Annotated in this window: 12 protein-coding genes; 7 read left to right on the forward strand and 5 right to left on the reverse strand. The window is 73.5% G+C overall.

All coding sequences use genetic code 11. The annotated features are described in order from the left end of the window. Nucleotides 1-4: 4 nt before the first annotated feature. The 3 genes from ACFCLZ_RS20905 to ACFCLZ_RS20915 all read left to right on the forward strand — a co-directional run bounded on the left by ACFCLZ_RS20905 (nt 5) and on the right by ACFCLZ_RS20915 (nt 5,010). Complete coding sequence (locus ACFCLZ_RS20905) at nt 5-1,579, forward strand: SCO6880 family protein (protein WP_380278149.1); 1,575 nt, start codon at nt 5-7, stop codon at nt 1,577-1,579. 38 nt (nt 1,580-1,617) lie between these two features. Further along, nucleotides 1,618-2,967: an ATP-binding protein gene (locus ACFCLZ_RS20910; RefSeq protein WP_380278151.1), complete on the forward strand. Its 1,350-nt coding sequence runs from the start codon at nt 1,618-1,620 to the stop codon at nt 2,965-2,967. Nucleotides 2,968-3,216: 249 nt separating this feature from the next. Further along, nucleotides 3,217-5,010 (forward strand): bifunctional metallophosphatase/5'-nucleotidase, encoded by a 1,794-nt coding sequence (locus ACFCLZ_RS20915; RefSeq protein ID WP_380278153.1) that lies wholly within the window; start codon nt 3,217-3,219, stop codon nt 5,008-5,010. Nucleotides 5,011-5,080: 70 nt separating this feature from the next. On the opposite strand, the gene ACFCLZ_RS20920 is transcribed toward ACFCLZ_RS20915, so the two are convergent. From ACFCLZ_RS20920 to ACFCLZ_RS20940, 5 genes are all read right to left on the reverse strand, one after another. Further along, nucleotides 5,081-6,583: a sensor histidine kinase gene (locus tag ACFCLZ_RS20920; protein ID WP_380278154.1), complete on the reverse strand. Its 1,503-nt coding sequence runs from the start codon at nt 6,581-6,583 to the stop codon at nt 5,081-5,083. Beyond that, nucleotides 6,580-7,356, reverse strand: a complete 777-nt coding sequence (locus ACFCLZ_RS20925; protein WP_380278156.1) for a response regulator transcription factor — start codon at nt 7,354-7,356, stop codon at nt 6,580-6,582. Before ACFCLZ_RS20925 ends, ACFCLZ_RS20920 begins: the two co-directional genes overlap by 4 nt. A gap of 57 nt (nt 7,357-7,413) precedes the next feature. Next, on the reverse strand, nt 7,414-8,604 hold the full coding sequence (locus ACFCLZ_RS20930; protein ID WP_380278158.1) for a S1C family serine protease: 1,191 nt from the start codon (nt 8,602-8,604) through the stop codon (nt 7,414-7,416). A 94-nt stretch (nt 8,605-8,698) separates the two neighbouring features. Beyond that, nucleotides 8,699-9,745 carry a LacI family DNA-binding transcriptional regulator gene (locus tag ACFCLZ_RS20935; protein ID WP_380278160.1) on the reverse strand — a complete coding sequence of 349 codons (1,047 nt, stop codon included), beginning with the start codon at nt 9,743-9,745 and terminating at the stop codon, nt 8,699-8,701. Between the two features lie 149 nt (nt 9,746-9,894). Beyond that, a complete protein-coding gene (locus ACFCLZ_RS20940) occupies nt 9,895-10,641 on the reverse strand; it encodes a response regulator transcription factor (RefSeq protein ID WP_380278161.1) in 747 nt (248 codons plus the stop codon). Nucleotides 10,642-11,322: 681 nt separating this feature from the next. Between ACFCLZ_RS20940 and ACFCLZ_RS20945 the strand changes: the two genes are divergently transcribed. From ACFCLZ_RS20945 to ACFCLZ_RS20960, 4 genes are all read left to right on the forward strand, one after another. Further along, a complete protein-coding gene (locus tag ACFCLZ_RS20945; protein ID WP_380278163.1) occupies nt 11,323-11,622 on the forward strand; it encodes a MoaD/ThiS family protein in 300 nt (99 codons plus the stop codon). A gap of 5 nt (nt 11,623-11,627) precedes the next feature. Next, nucleotides 11,628-13,181, forward strand: a complete 1,554-nt coding sequence (locus tag ACFCLZ_RS20950) for a hypothetical protein (RefSeq protein WP_380278164.1) — start codon at nt 11,628-11,630, stop codon at nt 13,179-13,181. A gap of 155 nt (nt 13,182-13,336) precedes the next feature. Then, on the forward strand, nt 13,337-14,053 hold the full coding sequence (locus tag ACFCLZ_RS20955; protein ID WP_380278166.1) for a DUF2993 domain-containing protein: 717 nt from the start codon (nt 13,337-13,339) through the stop codon (nt 14,051-14,053). A gap of 247 nt (nt 14,054-14,300) precedes the next feature. Then, nucleotides 14,301-14,381 carry an Ms5788A family Cys-rich leader peptide gene (locus ACFCLZ_RS20960; protein WP_350517234.1) on the forward strand — a complete coding sequence of 27 codons (81 nt, stop codon included), beginning with the start codon at nt 14,301-14,303 and terminating at the stop codon, nt 14,379-14,381. Nucleotides 14,382-14,606 lie beyond the last annotated feature (225 nt).

Raw genomic sequence — 14,606 nt, forward strand, 5'->3', positions numbered from 1 at the left:
GTAAGTGAGCAGCGAACCACTGGGCCAGTACGGCGCCCCGTACGCCCAGCCGTACGTGCACCAGCGCCGTACCTACCTGATCGGCAAGGCCCGCCCGAACGCGCCGATCGGCCGCAACCGGGAGTCCGGCGAGATCGTGCTGATCATCTTCGGGGCCTTCCTCGGGATGGTCTGGGGCCTGATGATGCCGATCCTGCCGTTGCGCATCGCCGGCCTGGTCGGTCTGCCCGTGCTGGCGATCGCGGCGGTGTACGTGCCGTACCGGCGCCGGACGTTCTACAAGTGGGTGGAGATCAACCGCACCTACCGCCGGACGGTCCGCAGCGGCCGGGCGGTGTGGAAGTCGGACGCGATGGACGCCGGGACGCGGCTGGACGGCCGCGAGGTGGAGATCGGGCCGCCGCCCGGGGTGGGGCGGCTGCGCTGGCTGTCGGCGCCGTTCGGGCCGGACGAGGTCGGGGTGCTGATGCATCTGGAGCGGCGCACGGTGACGGCGGCGATCGAGATCGAGGGCCCGGGTGTCGGGCTGCGCGACTCGGAGGACCAGGAGGCGCTGGTCGACCGGTTCGGGACGCTGCTGAAGCACGTCGCGAACGGGGACGGTTTCGTGACCCGGCTGCAGATCCTGGCCCGCACCCTGCCGGCCGACCCGGACGCGCACGCCAAGGACGTGGAGCGGCGTGGGGATCCGGCCGCGCCGCGCTGGCTGATGGACTCGTACGACCAGCTGCAGTCGATGGTGTCGACCTCGTCGGAGCAGCACCGGGCGTACCTGGTGGCGTGCATGCACTACACCCGGGACCTCGCGGCCGAGGCGCACGCGATGGGCCGCACCGCGACCGACCGGCGGGCCCGGGACGACGAGGGGCTGGCCGCGGTGATGGCCCGCGAGCTGACCGACATCTGCGCGCGGCTGGCGGAGGCGGACATCCGGGTGCGGCAGCCGCTGGGCCAGGCCCGGCTCTCCTCGCTGCTGCACTCGATGTACGACCCGGACCACCCGATCGACCACATCCAGGCGATGTCGAAGCGCAACGCCTGGCCGGCCGAGCTGGACGCCACCAATCCGCAGTACCTGGAGGCGAAGACCCGCGAGTCGGCGACCCGGGAGCCGTGGTGCCACGCCACCGCGTGGGTCAAGGAGTGGCCGCTGACCCCGGTCGGCGTGAACTTCCTGGCGCCGCTGCTGGTGCACACCCCGGACGTGATCCGGACGGTGGCGGTGACGATGGACCTGGAGCCCACCGACGTCGCCATCGAGCGGATGCTCACCGAGAAGACCAACGACGATGCGGAGGCCAGCCGCGCCGCCAAGATGAACCGCACGGTCGACCCGCGCGACCTGGCCCACAGCGGCCGGGTGGACCAGCGCGGTGACGACCTGGCGTCCGGCGCGGCCGGCGTCAACCTGGTCGGCTACATCACGGTCTCCTCGCGCAACCCCGACGCGCTGGCCCGGGACAAGCGGACCATCCGGGCCTCGGCGGGCAAGAGCTACCTGAAGCTGGAGTGGTGCGACCGCGAGCACCACCGCGCGTTCGTCAACACCCTGCCGTTCGCCACCGGTATCCGCCGCTGAGCGGGCACCGGCCGAGCGACTGATCTGGAGGCCCCCGTATGGCGATCGGCAACCTCACCGACGCGTTCACCAGCCTGATGTTCGGCAAGGTGGAGACCACCCGGCTGCCGGTGCGCACGTCCACCGGCCAGGCGCAGGCGGTGTACCTGCCGACCGCCGCGCCGGGGCTGGGCGACTCCGGGGTGATCATCGGGCGGGAGGTGTACAGCGGGAAGGGCTATGTGTACGACCCGTTCCAGCTGTACGGCCAGCAGCTGCCGGCCCCGCACTGGCTGGTGCTGGGGGAGTCCGGCAACGGCAAGTCGGCGCTGGAGAAGACCTACGTGCTGCGCCAGCTGCGGTTCCGGGACCGGCAGGTGGTGGTGCTGGACGCGCAGGGCGAGGACGGGGTCGGCGAGTGGAACCTGATCGCCAACGCGCTGGGCATAAAGTCGATCCGGCTGGACCCGATGGCGGCCCGGGACGGCGGGGTGAAGCTCAACCCGTTGGACCCGGCGATCACCCAGACCGGGCAGCTGTCGCTGCTGCGCACCATCGTCGAGGTGGCGATGGGGCGCGGGCTGGAGGAGCGGGCCGGCTTCGCGCTGAAGGCCGCGCACGCGCACGTGGTGGCGACGGTCCTGGACCGCCAGCCGGTGCTGGACGACATCATCGACACCCTGCGCAGCCCCGAGCTGTCCTCGGTGGAGTCGCTGGGCGTGGCGGTGGAGGAGGTGCAGTCCTGGGGCCTGGACGTCGCGCTGGTGCTGGACCGGCTGGTCGACGGTGACCTGCGGGGCATGTTCGACGGCTCGACCACCGACGGCATCGACCTGGACGCGCCGCTGATCGTCTTCGACCTGTCGCACATCGACCGCAACTCGATCGCGATGCCGATCCTGATGGCGATCGTCGGGGTCTGGCTGGAGCACACCTGGATCAGGCCGGACCGCAAGAAGCGGATCTTCCTGGTCGAGGAGGCCTGGCACATCATCAACAGCCCGTTCGTGGCGCAGCTGTTCCAGCGGCTGCTGAAGTTCGGCCGCCGGCTGGGCCTGTCCTTCGTCGCGGTGGTGCACCACCTGTCGGACGTGGTGGACGGGGCGGCGGCGAAGGAGGCGTCGGCGATCCTCAAGATGGCCTCCACCCGGACCATCTACATGCAGAAGGCCGAGGAGGCGCGGGCCACCGGGCGGGTGCTCGGCCTGCCGCGCTGGGCCGTGGAGATCATCCCCACCCTTTCGCCGGGCATCGCGGTCTGGGACGTCAACGGCAACGTCCAGGTGGTGAAGCACATCATCACCGAGGCGGAGCGTCCGCTGGTCTACACCGACCGCGCGATGACCGAGGACGCGGTGGCCGAACGGGTGCGGGCCGAGCGGCACTTGGCGGCCGAGCCGGGCGTCTGAGGGCGGTTCGGGCCGGGCGGCGGGGCGGTGTCCCGGGCGGACGCCCCGGCGGGCCGCCGGCCGTGCCGCAGGGGAGCTCCGGCGGAGAAAGTCCGGCGACGATTCGTCAGGAGGTAACCCTGTCGTTACGTCCGGGGGCCTGACAGCTACGCGCGTTGACCCTAGGCTGCACTCGCGCAACGACACTCGTCTCGCGCGCCCGGGCCTGTCCACAGCTGGGCGCTCTCACAGGTGCAGGGGACCCCCTACATGCTCTCCGTCAGAACCCGACGGTCGGCGCTGGCCGTCGTCGCCGCGGCCGGCCTCGTCGGCACGGTGGCCATGCCGTCCGCGGCCCAGGCCGCGACCGCGAACAAGCCCAAGACCGTCAACCTCCAGTTGCTGGCCATCAACGACCTGCACGGCAACCTGGAGCCCCCGGCCGGCTCGTCCGGCACCATCCGGGAGATCGACCCGGCCACCGGCCAGCCGGTCAGCACCCCGGCCGGCGGCGTCGAGTACCTGGCCACCGCGCTGCGCCAGGCCCGCATCCCCGCCGACGACTCGATCACCGTCGCCGCCGGCGACCTGGTCGGCGCCTCCCCGCTGACCTCGGCGCTCTTCCACGACGAGCCCACCATCGAGGCGCTGGACAAGCTCGGCCTGGACGTCACCTCGGTCGGCAACCACGAGTTCGACGAGGGCTCGGCCGAGCTGCTCCGCCTCCAGAACGGCGGCTGCCACCCGACCGATGGCTGCTACGAGGAGGGGCGCAAGTTCAAGGGCGCCAACTTCAACTACCTGTCGGCCAACGTCACCAACGAGAAGACCGGCAAGCCGCTGCTGGCCCCGTACTGGGTGACCAAGTCCCAGGGCGTGAAGATCGGCTTCATCGGCGTCACCCTGGAGGGCACGCCGAACATCGTCACCGCCGAGGGCGTCAAGGGCCTCAAGTTCGCGGGCGAGGTCAGCACGATCAACAAGTACGCCGCCGAGCTGAAGGCCAAGGGCGTCAACTCGATCGTCGCGCTGATCCACGAGGGCGGCCTGCCGGCCAGCAGCACCTACAACTACGACTGCGGCGCGGCCGGCCAGGGCATCTCCGGCCCGATCGTCGACATCGCCAAGCAGATCGACCCGGCGGTCGGCGCCATCGTCACCGGCCACACCCACAACGCGTACGCCTGCACCATCCCGGACCCGCAGGGCGTGCCGCGCTCGGTGACCAGCGCCGCCTCCTTCGGCCGGCTGTACACCGAGATCGACCTGAAGCTCGACAAGACCAGCGGCACCATCGTGCGCCCGTCGGTCAAGGCCGAGAACCACATCGTGCGCCGGACGGTCGAGAAGGCCCCGGACATGACCCAGCTGATCGACCACTACGCGAAGCTGGCCGCGCCGATCGCCAACCGTCCGATCGGCTACATCGCCTCGGACATCAACGGCCGCGGCAACAGCGACCCGGAGAAGCCGCTCGGCGACGTCATCGCCGACGCCCAGCAGGCCGGCCTCGCGCCCGCCGACAAGGGCGGCGCGCAGGTCGCCTTCATGAACCCCGGCGGCATCCGCGGCGACCTCGTCCACAAGGCGAGCGGCGCCGAGGGCGACGGTGTGGTGACCTACGGCGAGGCGTTCACCGTCCAGCCGTTCACCAACATGATGCAGGTCAAGACGCTGACCGGCGCCCAGCTGATCCAGCTGCTCCAGCAGCAGGTCAGCGGCTCCAACGAGGCCTCGCCGAAGATCCTCCAGCCGTCCAAGGGGCTCAGCTACACGCTGGACATGCGCAACAAGGGCGCGGACCGGATCGTCGTCGACTCGGTCCGCCTCAACGGCGCGCCGGTCGACCCGGCCGCCAAGTACCGGGTCGCGGCCAATGAGTTCCTGGCCGGCGGCGGCGACGGCTTCCCGGCCTTCGCGGCCGGCACCGACAAGCTCGTCGGCGCCTCCGACCTGGACGTCTTCGCCGCCTACCTCGGCGCCAACAGCTCGGCCGCCGCGCCGCTGAAGGCCCCGGCGCAGGACCGGATCAAGGTCATCGCCGCGGGCAGCACCACCGGCTGAGCCGGGGGTCGCCGGCCGTGAGCCGGCCGGGGGCGGGGCGCTGTCGGGGCGCCCCGCCCCTTCTCCGTTCCTAGGCGGGGGTGGAGCCGCCGGGCAGGCGGACGGTGGCGAGGGTGCCGGGGCCGCCGTCCTGGGCCGGGCCGAGCGCGACCTCGCCGCCGGCCTCCCGGACGCTCTGCGCGACGATCGACAGCCCCAGGCCGGAGCCCGGGAGCTGGCGCGAGGAGGGGGAGCGCCAGAAGCGGTCGAAGACGTACGGGAGCTCGTCCGGCGGGATGCCCGGGCCGTGGTCGCGGACGGTCAGCACGCCCCCGTCGAGCCGGACCTCGATGGTGCCGCCGGGCGGGCTGTACTTCACCGCGTTGTCCAGCAGGTTGATCACCGCGCGCTCCAGGGCGGCGGCGTCGGCGTGCACGTACCAGGGCGCGGTGGCGGTCTCGAAGACCAGCCCCGGTCCGCGCAGCTTGGCGCGCTCCACGGCCCGGTCGGCGATCTCGTGCAGGGCCACCACGGTGAGCGTGCGGACCGGTTTGGGGGAGTCCGGGCGGGAGAGCTGGAGCAGGTCGCCGATCAGCACGGTGAGCTCCTGCATCTGGGCCTTCATGTTGCCGAGGAGCTTGGTACGGGTGGCCGGCGGGAGCGGGCGGCCGGTGTCGTCGCTGCGGATCAGCAGGTCGACGTTGGTGCGCAGGGAGGTGAGCGGGGTGCGCAGCTCGTGCCCGGCGTCGGCGATCAGGCGGGTCTGCCGCTCGCGGGAGTTGGCGAGCGCGGTGCTCATGGAGTTGAACGAGGTGGAGAGCCGGGCGATCTCGTCCTCGCCCTGCACGGGGATGGTGGTGCCGACCTCCTCGGTGCGGGCGATGTGCTCGACGGCGTCGGTCAGCTGGTCGACGGGCTTGAGCGCGGAACGGGCGACCAGCCGCCCGGCGACGGCGGCGAGGATGACGCCGCCGAGGGCGACGCCGCCGAGGAGGAAGGCGAGCTGGCGCAGGGACTCCTCGACGCCCTTGGTCGAGGTGGCGACCATGATCAGCGCGGGCTGGCCGGTCTCCAACTGGGCTCCGGAGATCCGGATCATGGCGGGTTCGCCGTTGGTGTACTGCCCGTCCCGGATGAGGAACTGGTTCGGATCGAGGTTCAGTGCCCGGACGTCTCCGGGGTCGATGACCATGGCCTTGGCGGCGGCCGGAGGCAGACAGACGAGGGACGGCTGGGTGAGGACGACGAACTGGGTGTCGCGGGAGGCGGAGACTCCGCCCGGTGAGCTCTGGGTGAAGCCCTGGACGTTCTTCAGCGCCGCCTGCGGTGTGGTGGCGCAGTCCTTGAGGCTCAGCCGCGGCGCCGGGCCGCCGCCCCGCACGTTCTGCAGGTCGCTGCGGACCACGCCGTACATCCGCTCTTCCACGATGAACCAGCAGGCCAGCGCCGAGAGCGCGATCGCCACCGCGACCGCGGCCGCCGTGAGGAAGGTGAGCCGGCTGCGCAGCGAGCGGGCGCGGTACCAGGTGGTGAGGCGGCCGCGGCGCGGGATGCCGGGCGGGGTGAGCGGGGGCGGTGGGACGGTGGGGCTCACGCGGCGGAACCGGCGGCGGAGCGGAGCGCGTAGCCGACTCCGCGGACGGTCTGGATGAGCCGGGGCAGGCCGCCCTGCTCGGTCTTGCGGCGCAGGTACATCACGTACACGTCCAGGGAGTTGGACGAGGGCTCGAAGTCGAAGCCCCAGACCGCCTTGAGGATCTGCTCGCGGGTGAGCACCTGGCGGGGGTGGGCGAGGAACATCTCCAGCAGCATGAACTCGGTGCGGGTCAGTTCGACCGGCCGGCCGGCCCGGGTGACCTCGCGGGTGGCGGTGTTCATCCGCAGGTCCGCGAAGGCGAGGACGTCGGTCTCCTCCTCGACGGCGGCCGCCCGGGCGGCGGCCTCGGTGGCGAGCGCGTTGCGCCGCAGCAGGGCGCGCACCCTGGCGAGCAGCTCGTCGAGTTCGAAGGGCTTGGCGAGGTAGTCGTCGGCGCCGACGTCGAGGCCGGTGACCCGGTCGCCGACGGCGTCCCGGGCGGTGAGCATCAGCACCGGGACGGTGTCGCCGCGCGAGCGCATCCGGCGGACGGTGGTCAGGCCGTCCATCCGGGGCATCATGATGTCGAGCAGGACGAGGTCCGGCCGGTCGTGTTCGACGGACTCCAGGGCCTCGTAGCCGTCGGTGGCGGTGGCGACCTCGTAGCCCTCGAAGGCGAGGCTGCTCTCCAGGGCGTCCCGGAGCGCGGGTTCGTCGTCGACCACGAGGAGCCGGGCGGTGGTCTGCTGCCCGGGCTCGGCAGGGGTGCGGTCGTCGGCGGACGGGGTCATCGGCGGTTGCCCTTTCTGGTGGCGGGAGGGCCTGTTCGGGTCAATTGTCGGACGTGGTCAGATGTTCTGGCCGGACTGCAGCTTCGGCAGCACCTGCTTGATGTCGTCGATCGGGATGGCGAAGCCGAGGCCGACGCTGCCGGCGCCGCTGCCGCCGGCGGTGGCGCTGGACCCGCTGGGCGAGTACATGGCCGAGTTGATGCCGATGACCTGCCCGTTGGCGTTGATCAGCGGGCCGCCGGAGTTGCCGGGGTTGAGCGCGGCGTCGGTCTGGAAGGCCTGGTAGGTGGCGGTCTCGCCGCCGCTCTGCGGGGTGGTGCCGCGCAGTCCGGGCAGGTTGGGGAAGCCGAAGCCGCCGTTGCCGCTGGTGGTGCCCTCGTCGAGCTGGACGGTGACCTCGCGGTGCTCGGCGCTGATGATGCCGGAGGTGACGGTGCCGGTGAGGCCCTCGGGGTTGCCGATGGCGACGACCGGGTCGCCGACCGCGACGGCCGAGGAGTCGCCGAGGACGGCGGGGGTGAGGTCCTTGGCGCCGGTCGCGGTGATCACCGCGGCGTCCAGGCCCTTGTCGGTGCCGGTCAGGGTGGCCCGGGCGGTGGAGCCGTCGTGGAAGGTGACGGTGATCTGGCCGCCGCCGGCCGCGCCGGAGACCACGTGGTAGTTGGTGAGGATCCGCCCGTCCTTGTCGATCACCACGCCGGTGCCGGTGGCGGTGCCGTTCGCGGTCTTCACGGTGATCTGGACGACGCTGGGCGTCACGGCGGCCGCGACGGCGGCGACGTCGGCGCTGCCGTCGGAGCGGGCGGTGACCGGGCTGGCGATGGTGCCGGTGCGGGGGGCGGAGCCGTGGCCCTGGGCGGCGACCACGCCGCCGGTGACCCCGCCGAGGACGGCGGCGATCGCGGCGACGGCGGTGACCAGGGCGAGCCGGCCGCGCAGCAGGCCGCGCCGGGCGCGGTGGCCGGGGCCGCCGGAGGCGCCCGGCGTGCCCGCCTCGGGCGGGAACGGCGGGGCCGGGGGAGGGGGCGGGGTGCCGGCGGCGGGGTGGGCGGGGCTTCCGTGGCCGGCGGCGTCGTACACGGTGCCCTCGTACCCGGTGCCCTCGTACCCGGCGTGGTCGTGCGCGGTGCGGTCTTGCGTGGTGCTGTCGAGGACGCTGCCCGGGATGACCCGGGGCTGCGGGTACCCGTACGGGCCGTCGTACTGCTCGCCGTCGGTGCGGCGCTGCCACTGCTGGTGATCGCTCATGGCGACCAACGTCCGCCCGGTGGATGAGAATCGGGTGAGAACCCGCTCAGAAGGCTCCGAGAAGCCCGTTGACTTCTCATAAAGCCTGGTCAGGCTACGATCCGGCGCCGTCCGGCGAGCAGCCGCAGGAACGCCGCACGACCAGGCGCGACGGGAAGATGCGGACCCGTTCGGTGTCCGAGCCGGGCACCATCAGCGAGTCGTCCAGCACCAGGTCCACCGCCGCCCGGGCCATCGCGTCGCGGTCGGAGGCGACGGTGGTCAGCGGCGGGTCGGCGAGCGCGGCCTCCGGCACGTCGTCGAAGCCGGCCACCGCGAGGTCCTCCGGCACCCGCAGGCCCAGCTCGCGGGCGGCCCGCAGCACGCCGATGGCCTGGTCGTCGGTGGAGCAGAAGATCGCCGGCGGGCGGTTCGCGGAGCGCAGCAGGTCGAGCGCGACGTCGTAGGCGCCGTAGCGGTGGAAGGGCGCGTCGACGAGGTGCGGCTCGGTGGGCAGGCCGTGCGCGTCCATGGCGCGCTGCCAGCCCTCGACGTGGTCGATGACCGGGTCGCCGGGCGCGGGGGACTCGACCGGGCCGCCGAAGCAGGCCACGTACGGGTGCCCGTGCACCTCGAGCAGGTGGCGGACGATCGCCTCGGCGCCGGCCACGTCGTCGGTGACCACCGCGACGTCGTCGATCGCCTCGGGCCGGCGGTGCAGCAGCACCACCTTCGCGCCCTCCATGGCGGCGAACTCCTCGGCGGCCCGCTGCGAGGGGCCCTGGCTGACCAGGATCAGGCCGGAGACCCGCATGCCGAGGAAGGCGCGGACGTAGTGGACCTCGCGGTCGTCGACGTAGTCGGAGTTGCCGATCAGCACGAGCTTGCCGCGCTCGGAGGCGGCCCGTTCCACGGCGTGCGCCATCTCGGCGAAGAAGGGCTGGCGGGCGTCCGGGACGACCATGCCGATCAGATTGGTGCGGCGGGAGGCCATCGCCTGCGCGACGCTGTTCGGCCGGTAGCCGAGCTGCTCGATCGCGGCGAGCACCTTCTCCCGGGTGGCGGGCGCGACCGGGCGCGGCCCGTTGTTGATCACGTAGCTGACGACCGCGGTCGAGGTACCAGCCAGTCGGGCTACATCGTCGCGCGTCACTTTGGCCACGGGGGGGAGTCTACGCGTGTGGCGTGCGGCCGGGCAGTGGGGGACCCGCGCCGCGCGGGCGCGGCGCGCGGACGCCCGGGGCGCGCCCCGGGGCGAATCCGGGCAGACCGGACGGGGCGGCGCGACGGCGGCCCCGCCCGGTCCCCCGGTCAGGTGTCCAGGACGGCCGGGGAGCGCCGGCGGGCGGGCGGTTCGGCCCGCTCGGCGCGCTCCCCCTTGTCCCCCTTGTCGGGGATGACGAAGCGGTAGCCGACGTTGCGCACGGTGCCGATCAGGCCCTCGTGCTCGACGCCGAGCTTGGCGCGCAGCCGGCGGACGTGCACGTCGACCGTCCGGGTGCCGCCGAAGTAGTCGTAGCCCCAGACCTCCTGCAGCAGCTGCGCCCGGGTGAAGACCCGGCCGGGGTGCTGGGCGAGGTACTTCAGCAGCTCGAACTCCTTGAAGGTGAGGTCGAGCACCCGGCCCTTGAGCTTGGCCGAGTAGGTGGCCTCGTCGACCGAGAGGTCGCCGCTGCGGATCTCCATCGGACTGTCGTCGGTGGTGACCTGGAGGCGGCCGAGGGCGAGCCGCAGCCGGGCCTCGACCTCGGCGGGGCCGGCGGTGTCGAGCAGGACGTCGTCGATGCCCCAGTCGGCGGTGACGGCGGCCAGGCCGCCCTCGGTCACCACCAGGATCAGCGGGCAGCCGATGCCGGTGGAGCGCAGCAGCTGGCAGAGGCTGCGGATCTGCGGCAGGTCGCGCCTGCCGTCCACCAGGATGACGTCGGCGCTGGGTGTGTCGACCAGGGCGGCACCCTCGGCGGGGGCCACCCGGACGTGGTGCAGCAGCAGGCCGAGGGCGGGCAGGACCTCCGCGGAGGGCTGCAGCGCGTTGGTGAGGAGGAGCAGAGAACTCATACCCGGTAGTCCCCTTTCCGGGTCGTCGCGGTCGCGTTCCGGCTGCCGCCACAGCCGGCTGGCGCGCGTGCTGGTGAGGGGGAGGAGACGGACGTCCGAGGGGAGGCGGGGGACACGGCGGCGCGCGCGGCCGAACGGGGCACGTCCTGGAGGTCCCGCAACCCCTGGTGCACCGTTTCTGCCCTGCTCATCCGTGAACCTTCCGGTCCTGGCCCGTCCCGGGCGGCGGCCCGGAGCCGGGGGTGTCCGACGCCCCGGCCCGGTCCCGGCACGTCGTTGTGCCGCGTGTGGCGGGGCGGTCCCTGCGGCACGCCGGGGGTGGGCCGACGATTCGCAAGGACGTCCGTACTGGCGTCCTGAAAGCACAAAAGGATCCGGGGGCGACTCTGCCCGGATCCCTCGGGGATCGAGGATAACCGACCGGCCCCCGCACCGGGAGGGCCCGAATCCGGCGGTTCGGCCTTTTCGGGCGCGCCCCGGGTGAGCCCCGCCACAGCCTCGCGACGGCGCCGCCGGGCGCCGGGCCAGGGCGATTGCCGCTCGCGCGGGCGAACACGCCATCATGGGGGACACATCGGCGGCACCGTGCGCGTACCACTTTCGGGCGAGGCGCGGGCGCCTGCGATGGTGGACCCGGCCGGGACACCCGGGCCCGGGCGAGGACGACGAGAAGGGGTTGCCATGGGCGCGACCACCGGGCACGACCCGGCGGCCGCCGTTCGGGTGAGCGGGACGATCCGCTACTGGGCGGCGGCGAAGTCGGAGGCCGGGCTGGGTGAGGAGCCGTACCTGGCGGCGACCCTGGCCGAGGCGCTGGCGCAGGCCGTGGAGCGGCACGCGGACCGGCCGAGGCTGCTTCGGCTGCTCGGCCACTGCTCCTACCTGGTGGACGGCTCGCCGGTGGGCGGCCGTGACCACGCGACCGTGGCCCTCACCGAGGGCGGGACGGTCGAGGTCCTTCCCCCGTTCGCGGGCGGGTGAGCGGCATGACCGGGATGAACGAAACCCCCGAGGGGCAGCAGCCCCAGCAGCCGCAGCCGCCGTACCAGCCGCAGTACCCGTATGGGCAGCCGCAGCAGTCTCAGCAGCAGGCGCCGCAGGGCTACCCGCCCGGGCAGGCGCCTTATCCGTACGCCCCGCCGCAGGCGTACGCGCCGGATCCCTATGCGCAGCAGGGGCACGCGGAGCAGTCGCACGCCCCCGGCACGGGCCACGCGCCCTACGGCCAGCAGCCCTACAGCCAGCAGCCCTACGACCAGCAGCCTTACGGGCAGCAGTCCTACGGGCAGTCGCCGTACGGGGCCGGGCCGGGCGCGGACGACGCCGCGACCACGCTGCTGCCGCCCGTTCCGCCGATGGACGACCCGGCGGCCACCACGCTGCTGCCGCCCGTCCCGGCGTCGGGCCCGATGCCGCCGGTCGCACCGGGGCAGCCGCCGGCCCAGCCGTCGGCGCAGGGGCCGGCCCGCCCCTACACCGAGCCGCGGCGCGGCCGTTCGCACCGCCGGACGGAGCCCTCCGCGCCCGCCGAGGCGTACGCCCCCGTCCAGCCTCCCGCCCAGTCCTTCGCCCCGGCCCCGGCCCCGGCCCATGGGCAGGGCCTGGACCAGCCGACCATGACGCTGAAGCGCCCGGAGCCCCCGGCCCCCGTGCTGACCGACCCGGCCGCGGCCCGCGCGGCCCGCGCCGCGCGGGCCGAGCGGGCCGACCGGAACGCCCACGCCGCGCCCGCCCGCCCGGCCGCGCCGTTCCCCGGCCCGGCCCCGTCGCTGGGCGCGCAGCCGTTCCCGGCCGCGGCCCCGGCCGGCCCGCCGTCCCCGGCCGCGCCCGTCCGGACCGGTTCGCCGATCAACGACCCGGGCCTCCAGCCGGCCCTGATCACCGCCGGCGCCGCCGCCCTGCTGGCCGGCGGCGCGGCGCTCGGCCAGGTGCCCCTCGCGCTGGTGCTCGTCCTGCTCCAGGGCCTGACGGCGGCCGGCTGGTTCCGGCTGAACGGCATGTGGCCGGCCCGCCAGGGCATCGCGCTGGCCGCGCTGTCCGGCGTGGTGGCCGACGTCTCGGTGCTGCTGGCCGACGCGGACGGCGGTCCGGCCGCCGTGGTGGGCACCCTCGGCGGGTTCTTCCTGCTGGTCCTGGTGCTGCAGACGTTCCGGCCGGCCGATCCGAAGGAGCGGTTCTACGCGCTCACCGTGCTCGGCTCGGCCACCGTGGTGACGGTGCTCTGCACCGCGCTGCTGCTGGCCGACTGGGTGCCGGCGGCGGTCGGCGCGGTCGCGCTGGCGACCCTGCTGGCGGCCGCGCCGCTGCCCGGGCCGCGCTGGCTCGGCCCGCTGCTGGGCCTGCTCGCGGCGGTCGGCCTGGGCCTCGCGGTCGGCGCGCCGCCGTTCCTGGGCGTGGCGGCCGGTCTCGGTGCGCTGATCGGTCGCCGGGTGGCCGGGTACGACTTCCCGTCCCGGTTCGTGCACATGACGGCGGGCGTGGCCCTGCCGCTCGCGGTGTCCGCGCCGCTGGTCTGGATCGCCACCGCGCTGCTCGGCTGACCGCCCCTCGTCCCGCCCCGGAACCATGCTCCGGGGCGGGACGTCGTACGGTCGTGCGGAAGCGGCCGCACCGGAACGGCCCGGTACGCCGGGGCGACGGCCGGCCGGGACCGGCCAAGGCGGACGACAGCGACCGGCGACGACGGGGGAGAGCGATGCGCGGCTGGTTGAAGGCGACGATCGGCGTGGTGGTGCTCGCCGGGGTGCTGGTGGGCGCCGACCGGATCGCCGTCGGCGTCGCCGAGGACGAGGCGGCCGACCAGATCCTGCGGAGCGGCCGGATGAGCCAGAAGCCGGACGTCTCGATCGAGGGCTTCCCGTTCCTCACCCAGGTCGTCTCGAAGAAGCTGGACGACGTGCGGATCTCCTCGGACGGGCTGACCGTCGGCGAGGGCAAGGACAAGGTGGCCCTGCACGCGTTCCGGGCCGAGCTCTCCGGCGTCGAGGTGAGCGGCAACATGAGCAGCGCCGTCGTGGACCACGGGAGCGGCACCGCGCTGATCACCTACCCGGACCTCGCCAGGCTGCTGCCGCCGGCCTCGGAGCTGGTGCCGAACGCGGGCCGGCTCTCGCTCGGCGCCGGCACCCGGCTGAGCCTCTCCTACGGCGGTCCGGGCAAGGTCAAGGCCTCGATGGGGCCGTTCCCGGTCGGCGACGCGGCCGTGCACAGCCAGGGCGACACGGTGACGGTGGACGGCTTCACGCTGAGCACGATGGCCTCGCTGCTGGCCGGGGTGTCCGACCAGGCCCTGGCCCCGATCAGTTTCACCCTCTCCACGCTGCCCGCCGGGCTGAATCTGTCCTCGGTCACGCCCCGGGAGGACGGCCTCCAGCTGGCCTTCGACGGCAAGGACGTCAAGCTCATCGGCTGATCCCGGCACACCCGGCCGGCCCTTCCGCAGGCCCTCCCACCGTTCCGCTCCGCGAGACGCGCTGTCCAGCGTCGGCCGTGGAGCGGTGCCGTTCCCGCCTCCCGACCGTCCCCCGCGCGCCCGCCGCCCAGGCCCCGGCCGGTTCCCGACGCCCATGAAATGGTCAAATCCCACGATGCGAGCCATCGGGTCTCGCTATTCGATACGCTGATGACAGCGGGCACCGGGTGTCCCTAGCATCGTCCGCATGAAGCGACAGACGGACCTCACCAAGCGGCGGGCGGTAGACCTGTGCCGCGTGGCCGCCTGTCTGTGTCGAATGCGTTAACTCGGCGCTTAGGCAGGGCAGTTGCCCCCATCGCCGATCTCCTCCGGTGATCGCCGTCGGTCCTTCGGGCCGGGCGTAGCCGCCGTACTCCGCCACATATCGCCCGGTCGGGCCGCACACCGCCCTCCGTCCCAATATTCGGACATGAATTCGGACCGGCGGCCGACGGGCACCCGCACCACCGCTGAGCAGCAGCACCCGAAGCAGCGAACACCTTCCGCCAAC

This window comes from Kitasatospora purpeofusca (assembly GCF_042691725.1).
GTDB classification, from domain to species: Bacteria; Actinomycetota; Actinomycetes; order Streptomycetales; family Streptomycetaceae; genus Kitasatospora; species Kitasatospora purpeofusca_B.

Bases quoted from the DNA above. Each gene is read 5' to 3' on its own strand.
- ACFCLZ_RS20910 (WP_380278151.1), top strand. From the start codon at position 1,618: ATGGCGATCGGCAACCTCACCGACGCGTTCACCAGCCTGATGTTCGGC.
- ACFCLZ_RS20915 (WP_380278153.1), top strand. From the start codon at position 3,217: ATGCTCTCCGTCAGAACCCGACGGTCGGCGCTGGCCGTCGTCGCCGCG.
- ACFCLZ_RS20925 (WP_380278156.1), bottom strand. From the start codon at position 7,356: ATGACCCCGTCCGCCGACGACCGCACCCCTGCCGAGCCCGGGCAGCAG.
- ACFCLZ_RS20930 (WP_380278158.1), bottom strand. From the start codon at position 8,604: ATGAGCGATCACCAGCAGTGGCAGCGCCGCACCGACGGCGAGCAGTAC.
- ACFCLZ_RS20940 (WP_380278161.1), bottom strand. From the start codon at position 10,641: ATGAGTTCTCTGCTCCTCCTCACCAACGCGCTGCAGCCCTCCGCGGAG.
- ACFCLZ_RS20945 (WP_380278163.1), top strand. From the start codon at position 11,323: ATGGGCGCGACCACCGGGCACGACCCGGCGGCCGCCGTTCGGGTGAGC.
- ACFCLZ_RS20950 (WP_380278164.1), top strand. From the start codon at position 11,628: ATGACCGGGATGAACGAAACCCCCGAGGGGCAGCAGCCCCAGCAGCCG.
- ACFCLZ_RS20955 (WP_380278166.1), top strand. From the start codon at position 13,337: ATGCGCGGCTGGTTGAAGGCGACGATCGGCGTGGTGGTGCTCGCCGGG.
- ACFCLZ_RS20960 (WP_350517234.1), top strand. From the start codon at position 14,301: ATGAAGCGACAGACGGACCTCACCAAGCGGCGGGCGGTAGACCTGTGC.